Origin of the sequence: Devosia sp. YIM 151766, assembly GCF_030285925.1 — a bacterium.
GTDB lineage: Bacteria > Pseudomonadota > Alphaproteobacteria > Rhizobiales > Devosiaceae > Devosia.
In genome coordinates this window covers 2587426-2613363 of sequence record NZ_CP127251.1, presented here as the reverse complement: position 1 = coordinate 2613363, position 25938 = coordinate 2587426, and the positions used below count along the sequence as shown (strand labels likewise).

Genomic DNA, 25938 nt, shown 5'->3' with positions numbered 1-25938 from the left:
GCCTGTCCAGCGGATAACCCTCGGGAGGGTGTCGGCGTTCCGCTCAGCCGCTCAGCGCCGCGGCCAGATAGGGCAGGCTGATATCCATGCGATAATCGACGCCGGAATGGTTGTCGGGGAATTCCTCGTAGCGATGGGCGATGCCCTGGCGCTCCAGCGCCTTGTGCACGCGCCTCGTGCCATAAAGGATGTTGTACTGGTCCTCGGTGCCGCAATCGAGGAAGAAGGCCTTGAGCTTGCCGATGGCGCCGGCATGGGTCTCGACCATGCGGGCGGGGTCCCAGGCAAGCCAGTTCTGCCAGCGCTCGTCGATCAATTCGCAGGTATCGAGGGTGACGGGCAGGCGGAGGCCGAGAAAGGTGTCCGGGTCCGGATCGGGATCGAAGCTGGCGGCCTGGGCGAGGATCATCAGGACCAGGGTATCCTTGCCGTCGATCTTGGGCTTGGCCTCGAAGGCTTTCAGCCATTTCTCGATGGAATTGTCCTGCTTGGCGAGGGCGCGCAGGGTGGCAGGAAATTCGGGGATATAAAGGTTCTCGAAACCGGCATCGCCGGAATGGCTGGCGGCGGCCGCCCAGATATCGGGATGACGCATGGCATGGACGAGTGCGCCGAAGCCGCCCGATGACTTGCCGAAAACGCCGCGCCTGCCCGCGCCGCCGCAGGCGAAGCGGCTTTCCACCGCCGGCAGCATGTCACGAATGAGAAAATCCTCGTAATTCCCGATCACCGGCGAGTTCACATATTGATTGCCGCCGAGGCGGGAATAGCAATCGGGGAAGGCGACGATAACGGGTTGCATCAGGCCGTCGCCAATCAGGCGGTCGAGGCGTTCGGGGACGTTTTCGGTGAAGCTTTTCCAGGCGGTGTGGGCCGGGCCGCCAGCGGTGTAGCCGACCAGATCGACCAGGAGCGGCAGGTCCTTGCCCTCGTGGCCATGCGGCACATAGACATCGACGATGCGGTCGGTCGGATCGCCGAGGCGATTGCCGGCAAGAGCCTTGCCATCGACAATCAGGCGGTGGACGGCGCCGGGGGCATGATGGGTCTTGCGCATGGAAACTCCTTTTCGGTTCCGGTTTTAGGCGATGGGGCGCTTTTGGCCAAGCGCGGCCTGGAACAGCCCTCGGGTCAAGCCCGAGGGTGACGAATGGTGGGGATGCGGGCAAGGCGGCTGAACCGGTGAACGGGGCGCCGCGTTAGAGGGGCATTATGGGTTTCATCATCGACCGCGATTTGTATGTGCCGGCCATCGATGCCTGGATCGATCCGGGGGAGCCGAAGCCGCGCGCCATCATCACCCATGGCCATGCCGATCACGCGCGCTCGGGACATGGGGCAGTGCTGGCGACGCCGGAAACCATCGCCATCATGAAGGTCCGTTATGGCGAGGATTGCGCCGGCTCGTTCGAGGCGCTGACATTCGGCGAACGGCTGGCGATAGATGGGGCGGTGGTGAGCCTGCATCCCGCCGGCCATATCCTCGGCTCGGCGCAGGTACTTGTCGAGGTCGCGGGGCAGCGGGCGCTGGTGACGGGGGATTACAAGCGCCTGCCCGACCGGACGGCCGAGGCGTTCGAGACGGTGGCATGCGACCTCCTGGTGACCGAGGCAACGTTCGGGCTGCCGGTATTCCAGCATCCGAACCCGCGAGACGAGATCGGGCGCCTGCTGAAATCGGTGGCTGACCAGCCGCAGCGTTGCCATCTCGTCGGCTGCTACGCGCTGGGCAAGGCGCAACGGGTGATTGCGTTGCTGCGCGATGCCGGCTGGGACCAACCGATCTATCTGCATGGCGCGATGATCCGGCTGTGCGAGCTTTACGAGCAATTGGGCGTGACGCTCGGCGAACTCGTTCCGGCGACGGGCATGCCCAAGCCGGCAATGGCCGGGCAGATCGTCATCGCGCCGCCTTCGGCCATTCGCGATGTATGGAGCCGGCGGTTTCCCGATCCGGTCGTGTGCCAGGCTTCGGGCTGGATGAGCATCAAGCAGCGGGCGCGGCAGGCGCTGGTGGAATTGCCGCTGGTGATTTCCGATCATTGCGATTGGGGCGAGCTCAACCAGTCGATCCTGGAAAGCGGCGCCTCGACCGTCTGGGTGACGCATGGGCGCGAGGACGGGCTGGTCTATTGGTGCCGGAAACAGGGACTGGCGGCCGAACCGCTGGCGCTGCCGGGGCTGGACGACGAGGGCGGGGAGGGCGGGAAATGAAGCGGTTCGCCGACCTGCTGGAATTGCTGGCGCTGACGCCGTCGCGGACGCGCAAGATCGCCGCCCTGGCGCAATATTTCGCCGAAGCGCCGGACCCCGATCGGGGGCTGGCGCTGGCGGTGCTGACCGGGGAAATGGATATAAGCAACGTCAAGTCGGCGCTGCTCAAGCAAACCGTGCTGGCCGAGGTGGACGAGACGCTGTTTGCCCTCAGCTACGATTATGTGGGGGATCTGGGGGAAACCATCGCGCTGATCTGGCCCCATCGGGGCGAAGGGGAATTGCCGCGGCTCAGCCAATTGGTGGCGCTGCTCAACACCACGAGCAAGGCGGAATTGCCCAAAGTGATCGGCGGGCTGCTGACCCAGGCGGCGATCCATGAACGCTGGGCGCTGGTGAAGCTGGCGACCGGGGCCCTGCGTATCGGAATATCGGCGCGGCTGGCGAAGACGGCTCTGGCCGCCATGAGCGGGGAGCAATTGCAGGCCATCGAGGAGGTCTGGCATGGCATCAAGCCGCCCTATGCCGAGCTTTTTGCCTGGCTCGAGGGCAAGCAGGGGCGGCCGGATATCGACCATACGGCGCGGTTTCACCCGCTGATGCTGTCCAATCCGATCGAGGACAAGGATTTCGAACGGCTCGATCCGCGCGATTTCTCGGCGGAATGGAAATGGGACGGCATTCGCGTGCAATTGGTGTTGGGCCCGGACGGAGCGTCGATGTTCTCGCGCACCGGCGACGATATCGCGGCAAGCTTTCCCGATGTGGTCGAGGCGGCGATGGGGCGGGCGGTGCTGGACGGCGAATTGCTGGTGGGGCACGATTTCGAGGCGCGCAGCTTCAACGATCTGCAACAGCGGCTCAATCGCAAGCAGGCATCGGCCAAGCAGATGACGGAATTGCCGGGCTTCGTCAGGCTCTATGACATGCTGTTCGACGGCGACGAGGATATTCGCGCTTTCGGCTGGGAGGAGCGGCGGGCGCGGCTGGAGGCGTGGCTGGCGAACAACCCGCAGACACGGATGGACCTTTCCGAAGTGCTGGCCTTCGAGAGCTGGGACGATCTGGCCGCGCTGCGGCGGCAGGGGGCGGAAAGCCATGGCCATGAAGGGGTGATGATCAAGCTCCGAACCGCGCCCTATGTGCCGGGGCGGCCCAAGGGGTTCTGGTTCAAGTGGAAGCGCGATCCGAACATGGTCGATGCGGTGCTGATGTATGCGCAGCGCGGGCACGGCAAGCGCAGTTCCTATTATTCCGATTACACATTCGGGGCGTGGAAGGGCAACGAGCTCGTGCCCATCGGCAAGGCCTATTTCGGCTTCACCGATGAAGAGCTGAAGCAGCTCGACCGCTGGATCAGAGCCAATACGATCGCCAGTTTCGGGCCGGTGCGCGAGGTGAAGAAGGAGCTGGTATTCGAGGTGGCGTTCGACAGCGCCCAGAAGAGCGGGCGGCATAAATCCGGGGTGGCCTTGCGGTTTCCGCGGATCAACAGGATACGCTGGGACAAGCCGGCCGGGGAAGCGGCGCGGCTTGAGGATATGGAGGCGTTTGTGGGATGAGTGTTCCCATGCGCCGCCGATGATGTGGAGACAGGATCGATGTCGTCGCGAAGCAATCAACAACGGCTGATGGCGCTGGAAAAACAGATGCAGGAGGCCGCTGCCGCCGCCGATTTCGAGCAGGCGGCAGCGTTGCGGGACGAGATCGCGCGGCTCAAGGGGGAGAACGAGGATATTGTCGGCCAGCCGCCGCCGGGGCAGATGGGACTGGGTTCGAATGTGCCGGTGCGCGCGCCGCCCAAGGGCTGGGTGAAGCCGCAAAAACCGGACCTGATGACCGCCGGGCGCAAGGGCCGTAAAGGCTAGATTCAGCTTGTCGTGAAGGATATTTGCCCGGCACTGGAAACTGCATTGCTGTTTCTTGGCATGGTCATGCAAGTCTTGTAGGGTCCTTCTGCTTTGGAGGGCTCTATGAAGACTACACTTTCCCTGGTTTGCGTATTTGCATCGGCGTTGATGCTATCCGTGGTCCCGGCGCTCGGGCAATTTTCGCTCGACGAGATCGAGGCCAGCGTCGGCAAGCTGTCCGACGAAATGGGGCGGGTGGATGCGCTGCTCGGCGACACCGACCCCAATAAGCGGCTGGCGGCCATGGACATGCTCATCAAGTCGGGCAATGCGGATTATGCGACGCGGGCCAGGGAAGTGGGCCTGTTCAGTTCCGACAAGCAGATGCAGCGCCGGGCGCTGGCGGCGGTGTTCGATGCCGGCGGGCCGTTCCGCTTCGATATTCCCCTGACCGGGGTGGCGGAAGATGCCACGCGCATCCGCGCTTATATCAAGAACTGGAATACCGGGGTGCTGCGCGACAATGAAAGTGTGGGCCAGTTCCTCCTCTACACGGCGCCCTTTGACGAGGGAAAGCAGTGCTGGACCTATAAAACCAGCAGCAGTTGCGCCGTCACGCCGACCGGCGAGCAATATGTATTCACCGACGGTTCCTCGTTTGTCGGGTCGTTCAAGCTCATGCCCGACGCTACCCTCGCCGGCGAGGGCTCATATCGCGGCAACAAGACGGTCAGTTTTGTCGTCAATCTGGTCGAGTGAGCGGCTCAGTCGAACCGGATGCAGCTCAGCCCTAGCGGATGGTCTTCGGACCAGGCCGTCGACAATGTGATGGCGACCCGGCTGGCGAAGGGTCGGGCGCCGTTTGTCAAGGTGGCCTGGCCGGTCGGGGTCATGTCCATGGCGCCGAAACGGTTCCAGCGCGGTGTGCCGCGTGTGCTGCTGACGTCGACAGCGATGGCTTTGGGCGTGGCCAGGGTCTCGGAGGTCGGCGCAGCGAGCGTCACGGTGCGCAGCGGCACTGCCGACTCGACGTCGAGTTCGATCTCGATACGCACGGGGCTGCCCTGAACGAAGCCGGCGACGGCCGGAGGCGTCGTGGAAAGATTGGAACAGGCGAGTTCGGCGGCGGGCGGTTCGCTATCGCAGGTGACCAGCCGGATCGGAATGGCACCGGGTTCGCACTGCGCCGGGGTCGTTTCCAGCGCCGCGTCGCCCGGATCGCCGATAGCGACGCGGCGTTCCGGCGTGACGATGCGGCGGATGCGGGCGACGATTTCGTCCATGCGCAGGAATGTCGCCTGCTCGACATTCTCAGACTGGATCGCCATGCCCACCGGGGTGGCGCCGATGCGCAGGATGGCGCCGCTGGTGCCCTGGTAGATCTCGGTATTCCGGGCCGTGGCGGCGATGGTGTCGAAGTCGATGGCGGTGAGGTCCATGCCGGCGCGGGTTTCGCTGCCGGTGGCGTCGACCCGGTGTAATTGCGCGGTGACGGCGCCGTCGAGCAAGGCGCCCAGATCGTCGGGGAGCTGGGCGAAACGGTCCTGGCAACGTGCGTCGAGGCCGGGCGCGACATAGAATAGCGACAGATCCAGTTCGGGCGCGAAGCTGCGCATCAGCGTGGCGTCGCCCACCGCCGATGGCGCCGTGGTGGCAATACTGACGCGCGAGCCGCGCCCATGGACATGGGCGGGCAGGATAAGAAAGCAATTGCCGTTATGGGTGAAGATATAGCCCAGCCCGGCGCCGCGATTGACCGATACGGGCTCGGCCATGGCCGGGGGCGCGAGAACCAAAAGGGCTAAAAAGAGCTGGATAAGCGGCTTGAGATACTTCATCACTACAGCAATGGGTGTGTCCGACAGGGGGATATAACAGGGCATGTGCCGGAATTTGGCAATGGCGCTCGTTGCCGTTTCGCTCCTGGGAGGCGCGAATGCAGCGATGGCGCAGGGCACCGCCTTGGAGGAGCGGGGGGAATTGCGCGAGCGCTATGCGCCCAGCGCCGATATTTCCGGTTCAGCCGTGATCGGGCTGGTGGCGGCCCGGGCCGGTCCGGCGGTTCCCAATGCGATAATCGCCAGCATTCCCGCGGGCTGGGCCGGGCAGGACATTTGCGCCCGCATGGTGTCGAGCGACGGGCGCTATGATGCGACGCGGCCTTTCTTCGTTCCGGCGGCCTGGCCGGCCGGATTGGCACGGCTCGATATTCCTACCCGGTTCGAGGCGCAGTTGAATGCGCTCGAAGAAGTGGCGCTCGGCGTGGCGGTGTCGCTGGGCGATTGCGACCAGGCCAATGAGGAGCGGCAATTCGTGCCGGCCGCCTGGGGCAGCGCCGCGCTGGGCGAAACGTTGCTGCTGCTGGTCAATTCCTTTCGCGCCGACGAAGCCTATCTCTATTTCCCGGAATCGGGAGCGGATGTGGATTGCGCGCCGGCGGCGATCGAGGCCCGCACCGCCTTCGACATGGTCTGTCCATTGCCCGCCGAGCTTGTCGCCCAGGGCGGCGCCCAGGCGGCCGAACTCAATCGCGTGCGCCGGGGGACGATGATGGGCAGCGACTATTTCACCATCGATCTGCGATGAAATCCGCCTGGTCGTCCTGGAGCGGGTCCGCTGTCAGATGGGCCCTGCTCGGCTTCGCCTTTGCCGGCCTGTTCGGCTGCGTCCTGTTCCTGCTCAGGGACAATCCGCGCTCCTTCGCGGTGGAAGCAGCGGCGCGCGGCGCGCAGGTGCGTATCGATCATCCCGCCATGAGCCAATGGCTGCTGGACCGGGCGCAATTATGCATCCGGCGGGAGCGGCGCCTACCCGGCGCCCTGGCCGAAGCGTTCTCGATCTGCGATCCCAGCCTCTATGAGGTGGCAATTGAGCGCAATGTCGAAGTGTTCTGGCCGGCAGGCGCGGAATTCCAGCTGACGCGGACCGGGCCGCAATCGCCGCTATTGGTGCGCCTCGTCTCGGAAGGCGCCGTTCCGGTCGGCGACAGGACGTTGACGCGGTCCGACCTGCTGGTGGTGGACAGCCGGGACTGGATGGCCAATGGCCCGCTGACCATTGCCGGGCACGTGGTGGTGGGCAGCCGTCCGGGGCCGGGCGAAGTGGGAAACCTTTTGGGCGGCACCTATTCGGTCAGCGAGCGGCTGCCGCTCTCGCTGGGACCGAGCCCGATCATGGAAGGGAAACTGCTCTCGGGCGATGCGGTGGAAATCCTGATCCGGCGCAACTGCTCCGGGCGGGCCGACGATGCAGCGCAATGCAGCGACGCCGATCCGAATGTGCGCCGCTTCGGCCCGGCGCAATCCTTCGGTTTCATCGAGCCGCGCGGCGCCGACGATGCGGGCTTCGGCATAACGCTTTATTCGGAAGCCTCGGACAGTTCGCTGTCCATCGACCGTTTCGGGGCCTCGGGCCTGATGGTGACGCCGAACTGGGTGCATCGGGCGCTGGGCAATCCTGTCCTGCTGGGCGCTTCGGCGCTGCTGGCCATTCTGTCGGGGCTGTCCAGTCTCAATTTCCTGGTGCCGCTGCTGGTCTGGGCGAGCAAGGCGGCGAGGCCGGGCGCGGTCTGGCCGGGGCGGGGCAGGCGAGCGCGTTAGGGTGGGTCACGCTCGTTTCTGGTTCAGTCAGTTTTCCACCGGGAACCGCTTTAGCTTGCCTTCCGCTCCAGCCGTTCCTCGGCCAGCTTCCTGATCTCGCGCAATTCGGCAATGGTGGTTTCGAGGTCGTGGCGCTGGCGTTCGAGCAAAGCGAGGCGTTCGTCGACCTTTTCGGCCAGCAGATGGACCTGCTGGCTGCGATCGGCGTCGTAAAGGCTGAGATAATCCGAGATGTCGCGCAGCGAGAAGCCGAGGCGCTTGCCGCGCAGGATGAGGATGAGACGCGCCCGGTCGCGGCGGCGGAAAACCCGGGTGGCGCCCACTCTCTCGGGTGAGAGCAGGCCTTTGGATTCATAGAAGCGGATGGCGCGGGTGGAAATGCCGAACTCCTTGGCGAGATCGGCAATGGCGAACAGGTCCCGACCTTCGGATTCAGGACGATTCACGATTTTGCGGCTTTCATCTGGGCATATTCCTCACGCAGTTCCTTCTTGGAGAGCTTGCCGATCAGGGTCTTGGGCAGGGCGTCCTTGAAAATGATTTCCCGGGGCATCTCGATCTTGCTGAGCCTGCCGGCGGCAAAGCTCTTGAGGTCCGCCTCGGTGGCCGGCTGGCCGGCCTTGAGCTTTACATAGGCGATGGGGGCCTCGCCTCGATATTGGTCGGGCACGCCGATGACATTGACCTCCTCGACCGCCTCATGGGCCATCAAGGCTTCCTCGATGGTGCGCGGATAGACATTGAAGCCCGAGCAGATGATGAGGTCCTTGAGGCGGTCGACAAGGAAGACATAGCCCTCTTCGTCCATATGGCCGACATCGCCGGTCCGCAACCAGCCATCCATGAAGGCGTCGGCGCTGGCCTCGGGATTTTCGTAATAGCCGGACATGACCTGCGGCCCCTTGACCTGCAATTCGCCATTCTCGCCGATGCCGACTTCCCTGCCGCTATCCACGTCGACAAAGCGGATATCGGTGCCGGGCAGGGGCAGGCCGATGGACATGGGCTTGCTGGGCATGCGCAGGGCGGCGCAACAGACCACCGGGGAGGCCTCGGTGAGGCCATAGCCTTCGGCCAGCAGGGCCTTGGATTTCTTGCCGAAGGCGTGCCGCACTTCGTCGGGCAGGGCGGCGCCGCCGGAAATGGCGACGTCGAGGCAGGCCAATTGCTCGGGTGTGACATTGTCGGCGCGGGCGATGGCGTTGAGCAAGGTGGGAACCGAGGGCAGCACATTGGCCTTGGTGCGGGCGAAGACGCCCAGCAGCGCCTTCAATTCGAAGCGCGGCAGCATGATGACGGGGATGCCATTGCCCAGGGGCACGTTCAGGCACACCGTCATGGCGAAGATGTGAAAGAAGGGCAGGACCGCGACGACTTTGGACGGCGCATAGAACAGGCCGTCGCCCCACTTGTCGATCTGGCTCACATTGGCGGCGATATTGGCATGGGTGAGCAAGGCGCCCTTGGGAATGCCGGTGGTGCCGCCGGTATATTGCTGAACGGCGATGTCCTGCCGCGGCTCGATGGTGACCGGGCCGGGTTTGTCATTGCGGGCGAGAAGCGCCTCGAACGAGACGATCGTGGCGGCATAGGGCGGCCTGGCCAGGTCCTTGCGCTTGGCGACGGAAAACAGGAGCTTTTTCACCAGCGGCAAGGCGTTGGGGAAATGGGCGACGATCAGCGTCTTGACCTGACCGGCTTCGAGCAGGGTCTCGGCCTTTTCATAGATCTGCTGCAGATCGAGCGTCACCATGATGTCGGCGCCGGCATTGGCGGTGATGTGGCTCAATTCGGGCACGGTATAGAGCGGGTTGCAATTGACCACCGTGCCGCCGGCGCGCAAGATTCCATAATAGGCGATGGGGTAGAAGGGCGTATTGGGCAGCATCAGCGCGACGCGGCTGCCCTTGGTGACGCCGAACTGGCTCTGCAAGGCGCCGGCAAAGGCGATGATCTGTTCGCCCAGCGCGCCATAGGTGGTTTTTCCGCCGAGGAAATCGAGGGCCAGCGCGCCGGGATTTTTGGCGCAGGCGGCCAGCACCTGTTCGTGCACGGGCGTTTCATCGATCGCCGCATTCCAGTCTATTCCCTCGGGATAGCTGGCGATCCAGGGGCGAAGGCTGTCTTTTTCCGTGGCAGTGCTGCCCATATGTTTCCTCCTCGAAAGACCCTCCTTTGGCGGAGAGCGGCGGGTTTTTCCCGTTGCGTCCGGCAGGGCCGGAACAAAGAAACTATTCCACGGGTTTACGTTAGCGTCAATTCGATGCCCGTGTGACACCGATAGCCTGTGGGAGGCCTGCGCGCTAATGGACGTATTGGGCTTGTAGTTGACGTATAGGTAAACTTGGATAGACTGATCTATATGAGACCCCTTGCCCGCGTTATGATGCGGGCTGGCAAGGGGAGGCCGGGACCCAGCGGCGCCGGCCGGCATTTGAGGAATGGCGGGCACGAGGCCCTGCTCTTGCGGGCAGCGTCCGTGCCGGGAGGATGACGGGATGGCCTTTTTGCTGGTTGCGATCAGTCTTGTCGTATTTGCGACCCTGGCGATGCGGGAAAGCCCGCTCTGGCAATGGGGCGTCGGCTTTGTCGCGATCGGGCTGTTGTCGGGCGCGGATTTCACCCAGAGCGGCGCCGTCTATGAATTGGGCTGGTTCGCTTATGTGCTGTTGGCAATCGGGGCGATCCTGGTGGTGCTGGCGGTCAAGCCGATCCGCATGCTGGTGCTGACGCGGCCGGTCTATGGCGCGGTCAGGTCCATCCTGCCCAAGGTCAGCCGCACCGAGCAGGAGGCGCTGGATGCCGGCACGATCGGTTGGGATGCCGAATTGTTTTCCGGACGGCCCGATTGGGACAAGCTGACCAAGATCCGTCCGCTGACCTTGACGGCGGAGGAACAGGCTTTCCTCGACGGGCCCGCCGAAATCGCCTGCCGGATGATCGACGACTGGGATATCCGCCACAACCGCGCCGACCTGTCGCCGGAACTCTGGCAATTCCTCAAGGAGCAGGGCTTTTTGGGCATGCTCATCGCCAAGGAGCATGGCGGCCTGGGCTTTTCGGCGCAGGCGCAGTCGATGATCGTCTCCAAGATCGCCAGCCGTTCGGTGGCGGCGGGGATCACGGTGATGGTGCCCAATTCGCTCGGTCCGGGCGAATTGCTGGAGAAATACGGGCTGCCGGAGCAGAAGGAAAAATATCTGCATCGCCTGGCCGATGGCCGGGAAGTGCCGTGCTTTGCGCTGACCGGGGTGCATTCGGGGTCGGATGCCGGCGGCATGCGCGATATCGGCGTCGTCACCAGGGGCGTCCATAATGGCGAGGACGTGCTGGGCGTCCGGCTCAGCTTCGACAAGCGCTATATCACCCTGGCGCCCATCGCGACGCTGGTGGGCCTGGCCTTCATCCTCAAGGACCCGGAAAACCATCTGGGGCGCGGCGAGGATATCGGCATCACCCTGGCGCTGATCCCGCATGACCATCCGGGCCTCGATATCGGCCGCCGCCATTATCCGGCACGGCAGGCCTTCATGAACGGGCCGGTGCGCGGCAAGGACATGTTCATCCCCATGGATTTCCTGATCGGCGGCACCGAATATGCCGGGCAGGGCTGGCGCATGCTGATGGAATGCCTGTCCACCGGCCGTGCCATTTCGCTGCCCGCCATCGGCACCACCTCGATCAAGGCGACATTGCGCACCACGTCGGCCTATGCCCGGGTGCGCCGCCAATTCGGCATTCCGGTCGGCATCATGGAGGGCGTGGCCGAGCCGCTGGGCGAGATGGTCAAGCGCGCCTATATGTTCGAAGCCGCGCGCCGGCTGACGGCGTCGATGGTGGATGAGGGTCAGCGCCCGGCGGTTATCGCGGGCCTGCTGAAATATATCACCACCGAAGCCATGCGCGACAGCATGGACGATGCCTTCGACATCCAAGCCGGCCGCGCCATCCAGGACGGGCCGGGCAATTATCTGTTCGGCGCCTATCAATCCATGCCGGTGGCGATCACGGTGGAGGGGGCCAATATCCTCACCCGCACCTTGATGACCTTCGCCCAGGGCGTCTTGCGGGCGCATCCCTATCTGCTGGCCGAAATCCAGGCGGTGCAGAATCAGGACAAGCGCGCCGGACTGGAGGCCTTCGATGCCGCCTTTGGCGGCCATACCAGGTTTATGCTGCGCAATGTCGTCGCCAGCTTCCTGCACGGGCTGAGCAATGGCGCCTTCGCCTCGGCGCCCAATGATGGGCCGATGGCGAAATATTATCGACGCCTGCATCGCTATGCGCAGGATTTCGCGCTGGTGGCCGACTGGACCATCGTGGTCCTGGGCGGGGCGCTGAAGCGCAAGCAGAAGCTGTCCGGGCGCATGGCCGATCTGCTGGGCGAGCTCTATCTGATGTCGGCGACGCTGAAGCGATTCGACGAGGAGGGGCGGATTGCCGAAGACCGGGAATTGGTCGAGGCGATCATGGCCGATCGCATCGCCAATCTGGAACGCATTTTCGGCGAGATCTTCGCCAATTTCCCCAATGCCTTTTTCGCCAATGCCATGCGCTTGCTGTGCTTCCCGCTGGGGCGCCATGCACAGCGCGCTTCGGACCGGGTGAATTACCGCTTCGTGCGGGCGGTGCTGCGCCCCGGCGCCTTCCGCGACCGGCTGACCACCGGAATTTATGTTTCCACGGACCCCAATGACGTCACCGGCGTTCTGGAAGATGCCTTCGTCAAGGTGACCGAAGCCGAGGAGGTGGAGGCGCGCTTCGTCAAGGCGGCGCGCCGGGGTGTATTCGAGCGCCGGCTGGATCGCGACGCCATCGAGGATGCCTTGGCGGCGGGCATCCTCAATAAGAACGAGGCCGGCATCATGCGGGCCGCGGACGAGGCGACAGACCGGGCGGTGCATGTCGACGATTTCGGCATGGACGTGCTGAAGGAGATCGAACCGCCGGCGGTGGAGTAGCTGCCGCCGAGGGCCGGATTGGAATTGTGCAGGTTGAGCCTGCGCCTCCCTCCCTTCAAAGGGGGGAACGTAGCGAGGAAAAACATGATCGCGCCACAGGCAACCGAGACCAAGCATTGGAGCTTTCATACCGATCTCGAAAAGATCGGCTGGCTGACCATCCATACGCCCGAGGCCTCGGTGAATGTGCTGAGCCGCGAGGCGATCATGGAGCTGGAAACGCTGGTGGCGCGGATCGAGGACCTGGCCAGTTCCGGTGAAGTGGTGGGCGTGGTGCTGCTCTCGGGCAAGGATAGCGGTTTCATCGCCGGGGCGGATGTCAGCGAATTCGACGCGATGAGCGATTTTTCGGTTCTGCCGGAAGCGCTGAGGCGCACCCATGCCCTGTTCGCGCGGATCGAGAAGCTGAACGTGCCGGTGGTGGCCGGCATTCATGGCTTCTGCCTGGGGGGCGGACTGGAACTGGCCCTGGCCTGTCATTATCGCATCGCCGTCAATGACGAGAAGACCAGGATCGGTTTCCCGGAAGTCAATCTGGGCATCTTTCCCGGTTTTGGCGGCACCGGGCGCTCGATCCGCCAGGCGGGGCCGGTCGATGCCATGGGGATCATGCTGACCGGCAAGATGTTGCGGACCGGCGCGGCGCGGCGCCTCAATCTCGTCGACAAGCTGGTGCGCCATCGCGACATGCTGCGCTGGGAGGGCCGCAGGGCGGTGCTGTCCCAGCGCAAATCGGCCGGGGCACCCTGGTCCAAGAGGCTGATGGCGATGGGACCCCTGCGGGGCTATGTCGCCAGCAAGATGCGCGACCAGGCCGGCAGGAAGGCGCGCAAGGAGCATTATCCGGCGCCCTATGCGCTGATCGATCTGTTCGAGCAGCACGGCGATGACTGGCAGGCGATGATCAGGGGGGAGGTGGACGCCTTCGTGCCGCTGATGAGCTCGCCGACCGCCACCAATCTCCGCCGGGTTTTCTTCCTGTCCGAGGGGCTCAAGAAACAGGGCATCAAGGGCGCCAGGTTCACCCGCGTGCATGTCATCGGCGCCGGCGTCATGGGCGGCGACATCGCCGCGTGGTGCGCTTATCGTGGCATGAGCGTCACCTTGCAGGACCTCGACATGGCGCGCATTCAGCCGGCGCTGGACCGGGGCAGGAAGCTGTTCCAGAAGCGCTACAAGAACAAGCGCGAGGTGGATGCGGCCATGCTGCGGCTGGCGGCCGACCCGGAAGGCAAGGGCGTCTCCCGCGCCGATGTGATCATCGAGGCGGTGGTGGAAAAGCTGGACGTCAAACAGGCGATCTTTGCGGGTATCGAGGACAGGCTGAAACCGGGGGCGATCCTGGCCACCAATACGTCCTCCATCGAGCTCGAGCGTATCGCCGAGGCGTTGAAAGACAAGGCGCGGCTGATCGGGCTGCATTTTTTCAATCCGGTGGCGCAATTGCCGCTGGTGGAGGTGATCCGCTCCAAGTTCAATTCCGACGAGGCCATCGGCAAGGGCGCGAGCTTCGCCCAGGCCATCGGCAAGTCGCCGGTGGTGGTCAAGTCGGCCCCGGGCTTTCTCGTCAACCGGGTGCTGATGCCCTATATGCTGGGCGCGGTGGAGCGGGTCGAGCGCGGCGAAAGCAAGGAATTGCTGGACGCGGCGGCCATGGCCTTCGGCATGCCGATGGGGCCGATCGAACTCATGGACACGGTGGGCCTCGATGTCGGCAGGTCGGTGGCAACCGAGCTGGGCCATGCCGTGCCCGAAACCAGCAGGTTCGGCCGGCTGATCGCCGAAGGCAAGCTGGGCCGCAAGAGCAATGAAGGCTTCTACAAGTGGGAGAAGGGCAAACCCATCAAGGGGCAGGTACCGCCCCATGCCGACCTGGCCGCCCTGGGCCGCGAATTGGTGAAACCGCTGGTGGACATGAGCGAAGTGGTGGTGAGCGAAGGCGTCGTCGCCTCGCCGGAACTGGCCGATATCGGCGTCATCATGGGCACCGGCTTCGCGCCGTTCCTGGGCGGCCCGCTCAAGGCCCGTGCCGATGGGCGGGCTTGAGGATGGATATGTTTCAATTGAGCGCGGAATCGTTCCCCTCCCCCCTGAGGGGAGGGGCTAGGGGTGGGGGTGCTGCGGTTTTTGCGACCTCTGCATATGTGGATGCTCCGACACCCCCACCCTCAATCCCTCCCCTCAAGGGGGAGGGAGGCGATGGAGCCGGAACGCTGGCGATGGGAGCAAGAAAATGACCGAACTCAAGCGCGTTGCCATTGTCGGCTCGGCCCGTATTCCTTTCGCCCGGGGCGGGACGGCCTATGTGGAGGAAACCAATCTTTCCATGCTAGGCACCACCCTTGCCGGGCTGGCCGACAGGTTCGGGCTCCGGGGCGAGAAGGTGGATGAGGTGATCGCCGGCGCGGTGATCAACCATTCGCGCGATTTCAACATTGCCCGCGAGGCCCTGCTCGATGCGGGATTGTCGCCGCGGACGCCCGGCACGACGATGCAGATTGCCTGCGGCACCAGCTTGCAGGCGGCCTTGGCGCTGGCCGGCAAGATCGCCTCCGGGCAGATAGAGAGCGGCATCGCCGCGGGGTCCGACAGCGTTTCCGACAGCCCCATCGTGTTCGGGTCGACATTCCAGCACCGGCTGCTCAAAGCCAATGCGGCCAAGACGACCGGGCAGAAGCTCAAGGCGTTCAAGGGTTTTTCCTTCGGGGAATTGGCGCCGGTCGCGCCATCGGTCAACGAGCCGCGCACCGGGCTGTCCATGGGCCAGCATTGCGAACTGATGGCGCGGGAATGGCATATCGGCCGGGAGGAGCAGGATGCGCTGGCGGTGGCCAGCCATCGCCATGCCGCCGCTGCCTATGACGAGGGCTTTCACGACGACCTGCTGGTGCAATGCGCCGGGCTGTTGCGCGACAATAATGTGCGCGCCGACGCCAATCTGGAAAAGATGGCGACGCTGAAGCCGGCCTTCGACAAGAAGAGCGGCCATGGGACGCTGACGGCCGGCAATTCGACGCCGCTGACCGATGGGGCGGCGGGCGTGCTCCTGGCCTCCGAGGAATGGGCGCGGGCGCGGGGCCTGCCGATCCTGGCCTATCTCACCACCGGCCGGGTCGCCGGCAATGACTTCGCCCATGGCGAGGGCCTGCTGATGGCGCCGACCATTGCGGTTTCCGAAATGCTCGACAAAGCGGGGCTGAGCTTTGCCGATATCGACTATTTCGAATTGCACGAAGCTTTCGCGGCGCAGGTGCTGTGCACGCTCAAGGCCTGGAGGGACGAGGCCTATTGCCGCGACGTGCTGGGGCGCGAGACGGTGATGGGCGAGATCGACCCGGCCAGGATCAACGTCAAGGGATCGAGCCTGGCCTATGGCCATCCCTTCGCCGCGACCGGTGCGCGGATTCTGGGCGTCGCCGCCAAGATGCTGGCCGCCGAGAGCGGCAAGCGGGCGCTGATCTCGGTATGCACGGCGGGGGGCATGGGCGTGGCGGCTTTGGTGGAAAGCGCCGCATGAGTGACAAGATCGTCAAATTCCGCCGCCCGGAAAAGCCTCCCGAGCCGCCGGTGCGGAAGCCGGCCACTCCCATGCCCGGCCGGGTGCCCTTCGCGGTGCTGCTGGGCCTGGCGCTGCTGATCTTTTTTGCACAAGAGAGCGGTTTGCTTGGATGAGGCGGCAATGCCGCAAACAGGATATGTTTTTTCAGGTTAACCGTTGACATGGCGGTTTTGGCATAAAGTTCTGCTCTCGCTCGATTTTGTGCAAACTGATGCTCAAAAACCCCGGCTTTCGGGCCTATCTCTCCAAAGGATGAAGGTGACGTTTAGGTCAATCTTTCGCTTGTCAGTAGACGGAAGAGCAGGATACCGTCCAGTTACCTCAGCCGACCGACAAAAAGCGGCGGCCATCGGGTTCGGAACCGCGCGGAGGCAATGGCGCGGTCCTAATGATCGAAGAATTCCACAAGGAGATGGGACGAGATGAAGTTCACGACAGCTATGAAGGCGGTCGCGACCGCCAGCGTGTTCGCGCTGATGATGAGCACTGCCGCGTCGGCGGTGACGTTGCAATTGCACAATGGCGGCGATCCGCGCACCCTCGATCCGCACAAGGCTTCGGGCAATTGGGAAGATCGCCCGATCAGCGATTACATCGAAGGCCTGATGACCCTCGATCCCCTGGGCGAGCCGGTCCTGGGCCAGGCCGCCTCCTATGACGTTTCCGAAGATGGCCTGGTCTATACTTTCACGCTGCGCGACGATGCGGTGTGGTCGGACGGCACCCCGGTGACGGCCCAGGACTTCGTGCTGGGCGCGCAGCGCCTGCAGGATCCGGCAACCGCCTCCAGCTACGCCTATCTCAACCATTTCATCGAAAATGCCGAGGCCATCAATAGCGGCGAAATCACCGATTTCGACGAGCTCGGCGTCAAGGCCATCGACGACAAGACCGTCGAGATCACCCTCAATGCCCCCACGCCCTATCTGCTGGCGGCGCTGACCCATTACACCGCCTATCCGGTGCCCTCGCATGTGGTGGAAGAGCATGGCGAGGCCTGGAGCCAGATCGACAATCTGGTTGCCAACGGCCCCTATGTGCCGGTGGAATGGGTGCCGGGCTCCTTCATCCGCTCGGAAAAGAACGACAGCTATTACGACGCCGCCAATGTGGCGATCGACGAGGTGGTCTATCACATCACCGAAGACGACAATGCGGCGCTCAACCGCTATCGCGCCGGTGAATTCGACATTCTCTCCAGCTTCCCGGCCGATCAATATCAGCTGTTGCAGGATCAATATCCGGGCGAAGCCCATGTGGCCCCGTTCCTGGGCGTCTATTATTACGTGATGAACCAGGAGAGCGAAGCGCTCAAGGACATGAATGTCCGCAAGGCCTTGTCGATCTCCCTCAATCGCGAAGTGATCGGCCCGGACGTGCTGGGCACGGGCGAATTGCCGGCCTATGGCTGGGTGCCGCCGGGCACCGCCAATTATGAAGGCGAGCAATATATGCCCGACTGGGCCAGCGAGGATTACGGCACCCGCATCGCCGACGCCACCGCGCTGATGGAAGCGGCCGGCTATAGTGCCGACAATCCGCTCAACCTGCAGCTTCGCTACAATACTAACGAGAACCATCGCCGCATCGCCGTGGCCATCGCCTCCATGTGGGAGCCGATCCATGTCCGCGTCGAATTGTTCAATGCCGAAGTGGGCCCGCACTATGATGCGCTCCAGGAAGGCGACTTCCAGATCGGCCGCGCCGGCTGGCTGATGGACTATAACGACGCCTCCAACATGCTCGACCTGCTCAAGTCCGGCACGGCACAGGCCGGCGGCAATATTGCCTGGGGCAATAATTACGGCCGCTATTCCAATGCCGAATACGATGCGCTCCTGGCCCAGGCCGCGACCGAGCTGGACCTGGTGGCCCGCGCCGGCATGATGCACGAGGCCGAGGCGATCGCCATGGACGAGTTCGGCGTGCTGCCGATCTATTACTACGTGTCCAAGTGGGTGATTTCCCCGCGCATTTCCGGCTTTGAGGACAATGCCGTGGATCGCCACCTGACCCGTTACCTGTCCAAGTCAGAGTAATCCGATCGGGGTGACCGCCGCCGCGGTGGCGGTCACCCATTCATTTGCCGCTCTGCCCGCGCACCGCAAAGCCGGTGCCGCCCGCTGCGGACGAGGACTGCCAAAATGCTCTCATATGCGCTCCGCCGGGTGCTTTCCGCGATCCCGGTGGCCTTGATCGCCATTACGGCGTGCTTCTTCATTCTCAGGCTGGCGCCTGGCGGCCCCTTCGACCAGGAACGGGCGCTGCCGGCCAATATCCTGCGCAATCTGCGCGCCGCCTATGATCTCGACCAGCCGCTGGTGGTGCAATATTTCCTCTATCTGGCGCGGCTGCTGCGCGGCGATCTCGGCCCCTCCATGGTGGTTCAGGATTTCACCGTTTCCCAATTGCTGGCCCTGGGCCTGCCCTTCAGCATCATGCTCGGCCTGGTGGCCTTCGTCATCGCCACGGCCATCGGCTTGCTGGCCGGGATGATCGCCGCGGTGACGCGCAATAAATGGCCCGATTACGTGCTGGTGCTGGTGGTGATGATCGGGCTGGTGGTGCCGAACTTCCTCATGGGCAGCCTGTTGCAGCTGATGTTCGGCGTTTATCTCAAATGGCTGCCCGCCGGCGGCTGGCAGCCGGGCTCGGTGGCCCATCTGGTCCTGCCGGTGACGGTGCTGGCCTGGCCGCATGCGGCGCGCATATCGCGGCTGATGCGGGGATCGATGATCGAGGTGCTGGGCAGCAATTACGTGCGCACCGCCACGGCCAAGGGGCTGGGACAGCGCCTCATCCTGGCGCGCCACGCCATCAAGCCGGCCTTGCTGCCGGTCGTGTCCTATCTGGGGCCGGGCCTGTCCTACCTGCTCACCGGCTCGCTGATCGTCGAGCAGATTTTCGGTCTGCCGGGCATCGGCAAATATTTCATCAACGCGGCCCTCAACCGTGATTACGGCCTGGTCCTGGGTACGGTGATCCTTTACATGTTCCTCATTCTCGCCCTCAATCTCATCGTCGACCTCATCTATGCCTGGCTCGACCCAAGGGTGAGGTATCGCTGATGCCCGGGATCACAGGAAAAGACCAGGTCCTGACGGCCTATGCCGACAAGCTGGCCAATCTGGACGCCCCCAAGGGGCGCTCGCTGACCGACGACGCCATCCGCCGGCTCTTCGCCAACAAGGCGGCGCTGGTCTCGATGTTCATCCTCGCCGCCATCGTGCTCATCGCCTTTCTCGGCCCCTATTTCCTGCCCTGGGGCTATTCGCAGGTCGATTGGTCGGCGATCCGCAAGCCGCCCGATTTCGACAAGCTGCATTATCTGGGCACCGACCAGAACGGGCGCGATCTCCTGGCGCGGCTGCTCCAGGGCACGCAGATGAGCCTGATCGTGGCCGCCGTCGCCACGTTGGTATCGGTGATCATCGGCATCGTCTATGGCGCGGTATCGGGCTATTTCGGCGGCCGGGTCGACGCGATCATGATGCGCTTCGTCGATATCATGTACGCGCTGCCCTATATCCTGTTCGTCATCATCCTGGTGGTGATCTTCGGCCGCAGCCCGGTGCTGCTGTTCGTCGGCATCGGGGCGCTGGAATGGCTGACCATGGCGCGCATCGTGCGCGGGCAGACGCTGTCGCTCAAGGAGAAGGAATTCATCGAGGCGGCGCGCGCCGGCGGGGTGAAGCCCTTCACCATCATCATGCGCCATATCGTGCCTAACCTGACCGGACCGGTGGTGATCTATGCGACGCTGACCATTCCCGAAATCATCATCGTGGAAAGCTTCCTGTCCTATCTCGGCCTCGGCATCCAGGAGCCGCAGACCTCGCTGGGGACGCTGATCTCGGAGGGGGCGCAGGTGACCGAGGTGATGCCCTGGCTGCTGATGGCGCCTGCAGTGGTGCTGGTGGCGCTGCTCTTGTGCCTCACCTATGTCGGCGACGGGCTGCGCGACGCGCTCGACCCCAAGGACCGATAGGACCGCGATCATGACTTTGCTCGAAGTAAAAAACCTCAAGGTGGATTTCGACACCCAGGATGGCGTGGTCCATGCGGTGCGGGACCTGTCCTATACGCTCGACAAGGGCAAGACGCTGGCCATTGTGGGCGAAAGCGGCTCGGGCAAGACCCAGGGCGCCTTCGCCATTCTCGGCCTGCTGCCGGGCAATGGCCGCGCCTCGGGTTCAGTCATGTTCGACGGCAAGGACATCCTCAACCTGCCGCGCAAGCAGATGAATAGCTATCGCGCCGAGCGCATCGGCATCATCTTCCAGGACCCGATGACCTCGCTCAATCCCTATCTGCGCATTTCGCGGCAGATGACGGAAGTGCTCGAATATCACCGGGGCATGAGCCGCAAGGCGGCTTTGGCCGAAAGCGTGCGCCTGCTCGACGCGGTGCGCATCAGCGACGCCAGGAACCGGGTCCATATGTATCCGCATGAATTTTCCGGCGGCATGCGGCAGCGGGTGATGATCGCCATGGCGCTGTTGTGCAGCCCCGAACTGCTGATCGCCGACGAGCCGACCACGGCGCTGGACGTGACCGTGCAGGCCGAGATCATCGACCTCCTGGTCGACCTGCAGGAGGATTTCGGCGCCGCCATCATCCTGATCACCCACGATCTCGGCATTGTCGCGGGCACCTGCGAGGACACGCTGGTAATGTTCGACGGCAAGGTGATGGAATATCGCAAGACCGCCGACCTGTTCGAGCGGCCCGAGCATCCCTATACAAAGGGCCTGCTGGCGGCGGTGCCGCGTCTGGACAAGCCGGTCGAGCGGCTATCGACGATTTCCTATGAATTCATGGCCGGAGTGCGCGAGGTATGAGCGAGCGGGAACCCATGCTCAAGATCCGGGACCTTTCGGTGGATTTTGCCGTGCGCGGCAAGGGCGGGCTCTTTGCCGGGCGGGAGCTGTTCCGGGCGGTCAACAATGTCTCCTTCGACCTCTATGAGGGCGAGACATTGGGCATTGTGGGGGAGAGCGGCTCGGGCAAGTCGACGCTGTCGCGCGCCATTATCCGCCTGGTGCAGGCGTCGTCCGGCGAGTCGGTGTGGTTGGGGCGCGACATCCAGAAAATGTCCGCCAGCGACCTGCTGGCCCTGCGCAAGGACATCCAGATGGTGTTCCAGGACCCGCTGGCCTCGCTCAATCCGCGCATGACGGCCGGGGCGATCATCGCCGAGCCGCTGCTGACTCATTTCCCCAAGCTCGGCAAGGTCGAGCGCATGGGCCGCGTGATCGAGATGATGGAAAAGGTCGGCCTGTCGCCGAGCATGATCAACCGCTATCCGCACGCCTTTTCCGGCGGTCAGTGCCAGCGTATCGGCATTGCCCGGGCGCTGATCACCCGGCCCAAACTGGTCATCTGCGACGAGGCGGTTTCGGCGCTCGACGTGTCGATCCGGGCGCAGGTCATCAATCTGCTGATGGACCTGCAGAAGGAGATGGGCATTTCGATGCTGTTCATCTCGCACGACATCGCCGTGGTGCGGCACATCGCGCAGCGCGTCCTGGTGATGTATCTTGGCGAGGTGGTCGAACTGGGCGAGGCCGAGCAGGTGGTGATGCACCCCCAGCACGATTATACCAAAAAACTCATCGCCGCCGTGCCGGTGCCCGATCCCCGGGTCGAGATGGAGCGCCGCGAACAGCGCCGCCGGATGCGGCGCGAGGCTGCTGCCGCCTGACCGTCCAGCCGCCCTTATCGGCCGCGCCGGTCCGCTGCGCCGATATCGAGCTTGCGGCGGCGGCGGTCGGGACCGGCATAGGAGCCGGCGTCGACGAAGCCGCGCGGATTGGCTTCGATATGGTCGAGCCGCGATTTCAGGTGATTGGCGGCGAAGGGCTTGCGCAGGAATTCGGTGACGCCGGCATCGCGGGCGGCGGCGATGCGGGCGGCATCGGGCGCGGCGGCCATCATGATGATCGGCACCAGCCGATTCTGGCAATTATGGTCGCCGCGGATGCGCCGCACCAGGTCGACGGCGTCGGAACCGGCAATGCCGTCATCGAGCACGATGACATCGAAAATGCGCCGGCGCAGTTCGAGCATGGCCTGGCCGGCATCATTGGCCTCGCGGATGTCGCGCCGGCCGAGAGAACGCAGCATGGTGGCGACCAGCATGGCCATATTGGGCTGCGGATCGATGATGAGAACGCCCTGCTTGGTAATGGTTTCTATGGCCATGGCCCGCTTGCCGCAAAAGTCTTTCCGCCAGGATAGCGCTTGCCGGTCACCCCGGCGTTAACGGCGGCGCAAAAGGGGAAAAGTGTTGTCGCGGCGCGTTGACAGGCGGGGTCAATTCCCCTATGACGAGGCCAGTTTCCGGGCGCCTTGGCGCCCCTTTTGTTTGATCCGAGGATTTAAGAGATGAAAGTCCGCAACTCGCTGAAGGCGTTGATGACTCGCCACCGCGCGAACAAGCTCGTCCGCCGCCGTGGCCGGGTCTACATCATCAACAAGGTCGACAAGCGCTTCAAGGCCCGCCAGGGCTGAGTCTGCCGCAATCCGCGCCTATATGCAAAACCCGCCGCTGGCGGGTTTTGTCGTTTATGGGGGTGGAAAGGGCGGCGTCGCGTGACTTCAAGCTGGAAAGCGGTCACTCGGCTTGATGCCAGTCGCGATCCAGACGCGATGCGGAACTGAGAGCGGGTCACTGGGGAACCGCTTGCGCAGCAATTTCGCCAGGCTCTCGTCGAAGCGCTCGATCGCCTCGGTTTCCAAGCTGGCCTTGATGCCGGCACTGGCTCGGATGCGACCGCGCCACGCTTCATGGCCATAAATAACCGGCAGATCAAACGAGGCCGTCTCCAGTTCATGGAACGACACCTCGGCCAGGTCACGCAGCCAGGCGGGATAGATGCCGCTGCCTCCGGCCATCGTCCAGGCGGGATTGTAGGAAAGGATCAGCTCCTCGGTCGCCTCCACCACGTTGCCAGCAAGCGGAAGCCAGTCGAAATGAGCGATGATCACGCGCCCGCCGGGAGTCAGGACCCGCATCGCCTCAGATGCAGCTCGTGCTCTGTCAAACCAATGCCAGCATTGCCCGGCGGTCACCAGCTCGACGCTGTCATTCGCTTCAGACAGGTCTTCGGCCGTGCCAATGCGGTATTGCACACCAAGGCCCAGTTCCCGATCCATCGATTTCGCTTCAGCTAGAAGCGCTTCGGCCGGGTCGACACCTGTCACTAAAAGGCCCATCGCTGCCAGGCCACGGGCAATTGTCCCGGTTCCCGTGCCGAGATCGAGCGCGCTTTGGCCGGGCAGCGCCCAACCTCGTTTCGCCAGGAGATCGAAGAAGTCCGGCGGGAAACCGGCCCGGAAGGCGCGATAGTCGGAGGCGGTGCGGCCAAAATCAACACTGGCTCCAAAGGAGCGTGTGGCCGATAGGTCCTGGGTGATCGGCATAGCTGTTCCCTGCCATGAACGAAGCCTTGTCGAGCCGATCCTACACGAATCCCGCCTGCTGCAAGATCGCGTTCACACGCCTGACGACCGAAATGGACATCAAAGCTTCCCTACAAACAAAAAGCCCGCCGGATGGCGGGCCTTTTTTATCTGCTTTGGGCAGTTTCAGCTCGATCCGGCGCCGTCCTGGCGGACGAAGGCGATACGCAGCATATTGGTGGCGCCGGGGGTGCCCAGGGGCACGCCGGCGGTGATGGCGATGCGGTCGCCGGGGCGGGCGAAGCCCTCCTGGTAGGCGATGACGCAGGCGCGGTCGACCATGTCTTCCAGGTTCACCGCGTCCTCGGTCTGCACGCAATGGATGCCCCAGACCACCGAGAGGCGGCGGATGGTACGCAGATTGGGCGACAGGGCGATGATCGGCTTGATCGGCCGCTCGCGCGCGGCGCGGATGCCGGTGGAGCCGGAGGCGGTATAGGTGACGATGGCGGCCAGGTCGAGCGTTTCAGCCACCTGGCGCGTTGCCGCCGAAATGGCGTCGGCGGCGGTGGCCTCCGGTTCGGTCTGGGCGGCGCGGATGATGTTGCGGTAATTGGCGTCGCTTTCGACGGCCACGGCCACCTTGTTCATGGTGGCGACGGCCTCGACCGGATATTGGCCGGAGGCGCTTTCGGCCGAGAGCATGACCGCGTCGGCCCCCTCGAAGACGGCGCTGGAGACGTCGGAGACCTCGGCGCGGGTCGGCACCGGCGCGGTGATCATGGATTCGAGCATCTGCGTGGCCACGACCACCGGCTTGCCGTAGCGGCGGCACATGCGGATCATGCGCTTTTGCAGGCCCGGAACGGTTTCGAGCGGCAATTCGACGCCCAGATCGCCGCGGGCGACCATGATGGCGTCGGAGAGCTTGACGATCTCTTCCAGCCGCTCGATGGCCTGCGGCTTTTCGATCTTGGCCATGACGCCGGCGCGGCCCTGCACGATCTTGCGGACATCGATGATGTCCTCGGGGCGCTGCACGAAGGAGAGGGCGACCCAGTCCACTTCGGCCTTGAGCGCTTCGAGCAGGTCGGCATGGTCCTTGTCGGTCAACGCGCCGGTGGGCAGGAGCGTATCGGGCAGGGAAACGCCCTTCTTGTCGGAAAGCTTGCCGCCATAGACGACTTCGGTTTCGATGACGCCGCCGCCGACCTTGGTGGCCTTGAGCTGGAGCTTGCCGTCGTCGAGCAGCAGGCGGTCGCCGACCGAGACATTCTCGATGATTTCGGGATGCGGCAGGTAGACCCGCTCGGTATTGCCGGGCTCGTCGGCATTGCTGTCGAGGCTGAATTTCTGCCCGGCGACGAGATTGACGGACCCTTCGGCGAATTGCCACACGCGCAGCTTGGGCCCCTGCAGATCGGCGAGAATGCCGATCGGGCGCTTGAGGCGCTCCTCGACGCGGCGGATGCGGGCCACGGTCTGGTGCAGCACTTCATGGCTGGCATGGCTCATATTGATGCGGAAGACGTCCGCGCCGGCCTTGACCAATTCCTCGATCATATTCTCCTCGTGGCTGGCGGGCCCGAGGGTGGCGAGGATCTTCGCGCGTCTGATCCGTCTCATTGCGTATCCATATCGTCTGGCGTTGGGAGGGCGTCGGGGTCGACCAGAAAGGCCGGGTCTTCGAGGTCTTCTTCCAGATCCGGTCCGACGACGCTCGGAACGCCGGCGCGTTCGGTCAGCTGCAAGGTCCAGTCGGTCCGGTTCTGTGTATCGATTTCAAAGAACCCGGTGCGCTCATAGCCCCGCGCGAGGCAATCCTCAACCCCGAATATTGTGAAGGTTTCGTCACGGGAGCACATGAAGATGTCTCCGGCCCAGGCACCGCCGCCGATATCGTCCACCGCGTGCAGATAATAGAAGCGGCTTTGCAGCTCGCCCTGAAACAGCACGCGGCAATCGCCGGGCGGGGTCTGCCACCAGCCCTCGCTCATCCAGCCGCGCTCGGCGCGATAGCCCAAAGCCACGGAAATGAGGTTGGCGGTCTGGTTGCAGATGCGCAATTCGGCATGCGCCGGCACCGTGCTGGCCAGGAGGCCGGCAAAGGCGGCAGCCAGCAGGGGCGGAACAAGACGGATGCGGTGCACGAAGAAGCCGGAAATCATGGTGAAAAGGAGTGCCTGTTTGAGCCGATGGAGGTGACAAGGTCAATGGCTAAAGGGGTTCTATGACGGAAATGCGGGGATGTGGCGAAGCGGCGGCGGGACGCGGCGGCGTCAGCATGTGGATTGCCCCATAAAGGGGTTGAACGGGGCCGGTGCATGAGGTTGATGGGGCGCGAGGGTTTT

Annotated in this window: 24 protein-coding genes; 16 read left to right on the top strand and 8 right to left on the bottom strand. The window is 63.9% G+C overall.

Going from position 1 to position 25938, the window contains the following annotated elements; all coding sequences use genetic code 11:
* Positions 1 to 43: 43 nt before the first annotated feature.
* On the bottom strand, positions 44 to 1057 hold the full coding sequence (locus O9Z70_RS12860) for an alpha/beta hydrolase (protein ID WP_286019843.1): 1014 nt from the start codon (positions 1055 to 1057) through the stop codon (positions 44 to 46).
* A 155-nt stretch (positions 1058 to 1212) separates the two neighbouring features.
* On the opposite strand from O9Z70_RS12860, the gene O9Z70_RS12855 reads away from it, so the two are divergent.
* The 4 genes from O9Z70_RS12855 (at position 1213) to O9Z70_RS12840 (ending at position 4823) form a co-directional block, all read left to right on the top strand.
* A complete protein-coding gene (locus O9Z70_RS12855; protein ID WP_286019842.1) occupies positions 1213 to 2214 on the top strand; it encodes a ligase-associated DNA damage response exonuclease in 1002 nt (333 codons plus the stop codon).
* The gene (locus O9Z70_RS12850; protein ID WP_286019841.1) at positions 2211 to 3776 is read left to right on the top strand and encodes a cisplatin damage response ATP-dependent DNA ligase; all 1566 of its coding nucleotides are present in this window, start codon (positions 2211 to 2213) and stop codon (positions 3774 to 3776) included. The genes O9Z70_RS12855 and O9Z70_RS12850 overlap by 4 nt, the downstream gene beginning before the upstream one ends.
* A gap of 39 nt (positions 3777 to 3815) precedes the next feature.
* Positions 3816 to 4082 (top strand): UvrB/UvrC motif-containing protein, encoded by a 267-nt coding sequence (locus O9Z70_RS16340; protein WP_502870131.1) that lies wholly within the window; start codon positions 3816 to 3818, stop codon positions 4080 to 4082.
* 105 nt (positions 4083 to 4187) lie between these two features.
* The gene (locus O9Z70_RS12840) at positions 4188 to 4823 is read left to right on the top strand and encodes a hypothetical protein (RefSeq protein ID WP_286019840.1); all 636 of its coding nucleotides are present in this window, start codon (positions 4188 to 4190) and stop codon (positions 4821 to 4823) included.
* Between the two features lie 5 nt (positions 4824 to 4828).
* Here the strand turns inward: O9Z70_RS12840 and O9Z70_RS12835 are convergent, their stop codons facing one another.
* On the bottom strand, positions 4829 to 5839 hold the full coding sequence (locus O9Z70_RS12835) for a hypothetical protein (RefSeq protein ID WP_286019839.1): 1011 nt from the start codon (positions 5837 to 5839) through the stop codon (positions 4829 to 4831).
* Positions 5840 to 5963: 124 nt separating this feature from the next.
* Here O9Z70_RS12835 and O9Z70_RS12830 point away from each other — a divergent pair, with 124 nt between their 5' ends.
* Positions 5964 to 6650: a hypothetical protein gene (locus O9Z70_RS12830; RefSeq protein ID WP_286019838.1), complete on the top strand. Its 687-nt coding sequence runs from the start codon at positions 5964 to 5966 to the stop codon at positions 6648 to 6650.
* Complete coding sequence (locus O9Z70_RS12825; RefSeq protein ID WP_286019837.1) at positions 6647 to 7663, top strand: hypothetical protein; 1017 nt, start codon at positions 6647 to 6649, stop codon at positions 7661 to 7663. The genes O9Z70_RS12830 and O9Z70_RS12825 overlap by 4 nt, the downstream gene beginning before the upstream one ends.
* Positions 7664 to 7713: 50 nt before the next feature.
* Here O9Z70_RS12825 and O9Z70_RS12820 read toward each other — a convergent pair whose 3' ends face one another.
* Together O9Z70_RS12820 and O9Z70_RS12815 are read right to left on the bottom strand one after the other, a co-directional pair.
* Positions 7714 to 8109 (bottom strand): MerR family transcriptional regulator, encoded by a 396-nt coding sequence (locus tag O9Z70_RS12820; protein ID WP_286019836.1) that lies wholly within the window; start codon positions 8107 to 8109, stop codon positions 7714 to 7716.
* On the bottom strand, positions 8106 to 9812 hold the full coding sequence (locus O9Z70_RS12815; protein WP_286019835.1) for a long-chain-fatty-acid--CoA ligase: 1707 nt from the start codon (positions 9810 to 9812) through the stop codon (positions 8106 to 8108). The genes O9Z70_RS12820 and O9Z70_RS12815 overlap by 4 nt, the downstream gene beginning before the upstream one ends.
* A gap of 349 nt (positions 9813 to 10161) precedes the next feature.
* Here O9Z70_RS12815 and O9Z70_RS12810 point away from each other — a divergent pair, with 349 nt between their 5' ends.
* The 9 genes from O9Z70_RS12810 to O9Z70_RS12770 all read left to right on the top strand — a co-directional run bounded on the left by O9Z70_RS12810 (position 10162) and on the right by O9Z70_RS12770 (position 21887).
* A complete protein-coding gene (locus O9Z70_RS12810; protein WP_286019834.1) occupies positions 10162 to 12624 on the top strand; it encodes an acyl-CoA dehydrogenase in 2463 nt (820 codons plus the stop codon).
* 84 nt (positions 12625 to 12708) lie between these two features.
* Positions 12709 to 14670 (top strand): 3-hydroxyacyl-CoA dehydrogenase NAD-binding domain-containing protein, encoded by a 1962-nt coding sequence (locus tag O9Z70_RS12805; RefSeq protein ID WP_286019833.1) that lies wholly within the window; start codon positions 12709 to 12711, stop codon positions 14668 to 14670.
* A 187-nt stretch (positions 14671 to 14857) separates the two neighbouring features.
* Complete coding sequence (locus O9Z70_RS12800; protein ID WP_286019832.1) at positions 14858 to 16141, top strand: acetyl-CoA C-acetyltransferase; 1284 nt, start codon at positions 14858 to 14860, stop codon at positions 16139 to 16141.
* On the top strand, positions 16138 to 16296 hold the full coding sequence (locus O9Z70_RS12795) for a hypothetical protein (RefSeq protein ID WP_286019831.1): 159 nt from the start codon (positions 16138 to 16140) through the stop codon (positions 16294 to 16296). Before O9Z70_RS12800 ends, O9Z70_RS12795 begins: the two co-directional genes overlap by 4 nt.
* 309 nt (positions 16297 to 16605) lie before the next feature.
* Positions 16606 to 18222, top strand: coding sequence for a peptide ABC transporter substrate-binding protein (locus tag O9Z70_RS12790; protein ID WP_286019830.1), 1617 nt, complete (start codon positions 16606 to 16608; stop codon positions 18220 to 18222).
* Positions 18223 to 18327: 105 nt separating this feature from the next.
* Positions 18328 to 19251 carry an ABC transporter permease subunit gene (locus O9Z70_RS12785; RefSeq protein WP_286019829.1) on the top strand — a complete coding sequence of 308 codons (924 nt, stop codon included), beginning with the start codon at positions 18328 to 18330 and terminating at the stop codon, positions 19249 to 19251.
* Positions 19251 to 20171 (top strand): ABC transporter permease, encoded by a 921-nt coding sequence (locus O9Z70_RS12780; RefSeq protein WP_286019828.1) that lies wholly within the window; start codon positions 19251 to 19253, stop codon positions 20169 to 20171. The genes O9Z70_RS12785 and O9Z70_RS12780 overlap by 1 nt, the downstream gene beginning before the upstream one ends.
* Before the next feature lie 10 nt (positions 20172 to 20181).
* Entirely contained in the window at positions 20182 to 21024 is an 843-nt protein-coding gene (locus O9Z70_RS12775; RefSeq protein WP_286019827.1) for an ATP-binding cassette domain-containing protein, read from the top strand.
* Positions 21021 to 21887: an ATP-binding cassette domain-containing protein gene (locus O9Z70_RS12770; protein ID WP_286019826.1), complete on the top strand. Its 867-nt coding sequence runs from the start codon at positions 21021 to 21023 to the stop codon at positions 21885 to 21887. Before O9Z70_RS12775 ends, O9Z70_RS12770 begins: the two co-directional genes overlap by 4 nt.
* A 14-nt stretch (positions 21888 to 21901) precedes the next feature.
* Here the strand turns inward: O9Z70_RS12770 and O9Z70_RS12765 are convergent, their stop codons facing one another.
* Positions 21902 to 22387 (bottom strand): response regulator, encoded by a 486-nt coding sequence (locus O9Z70_RS12765; RefSeq protein ID WP_286019825.1) that lies wholly within the window; start codon positions 22385 to 22387, stop codon positions 21902 to 21904.
* Between the two features lie 183 nt (positions 22388 to 22570).
* Here O9Z70_RS12765 and ykgO point away from each other — a divergent pair, with 183 nt between their 5' ends.
* Positions 22571 to 22696 (top strand): type B 50S ribosomal protein L36, encoded by a 126-nt coding sequence (gene ykgO, locus O9Z70_RS12760; protein ID WP_046139985.1) that lies wholly within the window; start codon positions 22571 to 22573, stop codon positions 22694 to 22696.
* A gap of 87 nt (positions 22697 to 22783) precedes the next feature.
* Here the strand turns inward: ykgO and O9Z70_RS12755 are convergent, their stop codons facing one another.
* The 3 genes from O9Z70_RS12755 to O9Z70_RS12745 form a co-directional block, all read right to left on the bottom strand.
* Positions 22784 to 23608, bottom strand: a complete 825-nt coding sequence (locus O9Z70_RS12755) for a class I SAM-dependent methyltransferase (protein ID WP_286019824.1) — start codon at positions 23606 to 23608, stop codon at positions 22784 to 22786.
* A gap of 165 nt (positions 23609 to 23773) precedes the next feature.
* On the bottom strand, positions 23774 to 25213 hold the full coding sequence (gene pyk, locus O9Z70_RS12750; protein ID WP_286019823.1) for a pyruvate kinase: 1440 nt from the start codon (positions 25211 to 25213) through the stop codon (positions 23774 to 23776).
* Positions 25210 to 25755: a DUF1036 domain-containing protein gene (locus O9Z70_RS12745; RefSeq protein WP_286019822.1), complete on the bottom strand. Its 546-nt coding sequence runs from the start codon at positions 25753 to 25755 to the stop codon at positions 25210 to 25212. The genes pyk and O9Z70_RS12745 overlap by 4 nt, the downstream gene beginning before the upstream one ends.
* Positions 25756 to 25938: the final 183 nt, after the last annotated feature.